The sequence below is a fragment of the Mesorhizobium sp. M4B.F.Ca.ET.089.01.1.1 genome (assembly GCF_004022605.1).
Classification (GTDB): domain Bacteria; phylum Pseudomonadota; class Alphaproteobacteria; order Rhizobiales; family Rhizobiaceae; genus Mesorhizobium; species Mesorhizobium abyssinicae.
In genome coordinates this window covers 1-473 of record NZ_RZOS01001374.1, presented here as the reverse complement: position 1 = coordinate 473, position 473 = coordinate 1, and the positions used below count along the sequence as shown (strand labels likewise).

At 51.8% G+C, this 473-nt stretch carries 1 protein-coding gene; it reads right to left on the bottom strand.

Annotated features, from left to right (window positions below):
* Positions 1-78: 78 nt before the first annotated feature.
* Positions 79-473, bottom strand: a 395-nt coding sequence (locus EN780_RS39515) for a hypothetical protein (RefSeq protein ID WP_189557173.1), incomplete at its 5' end; no start/stop codon positions are given.

Here is a 473-nt window from a genome sequence, read left to right as displayed (position 1 = left end):
ACCGATTTGACTGCCTTTGAGGAGCTGTTAGAACGAAGCAACTTGGATGCCGTCGAAGCAACTTTCTTGCTCGTAGTCTCATTGGGTTTCTTCGCCATTGGTTTTCCCGCGCGGTTGAGTCGGAGTAATACGCATTGTGATGCGTCTGCAATCAACTGCCGGAGAGCACTGTCCCCAACTTTCATTTTCCAACACTCGGTCCGGTTCCGCAAACAACCAAGCGGAGCAGGAACTATGCTCGCCTTCATTGCCTTTCACCTTTTGTCGGTCGGCATCGGCTGTTCTGCCGTCCTCCGTGATCAGCCACGCTAAGGCACGCAGGAATTCGAAATATGCGAGCACATCTTCGATGAAGATGTTGGCGATGCAACGTTTCTCATCACAGTATTTGACAAGGTAGCCGTTGCGACCGCCGAGCCTGCTGCCGTTTAACCAAAGACCAAGTCTCTCTGTCCATGTCGGCAATCTCTCAT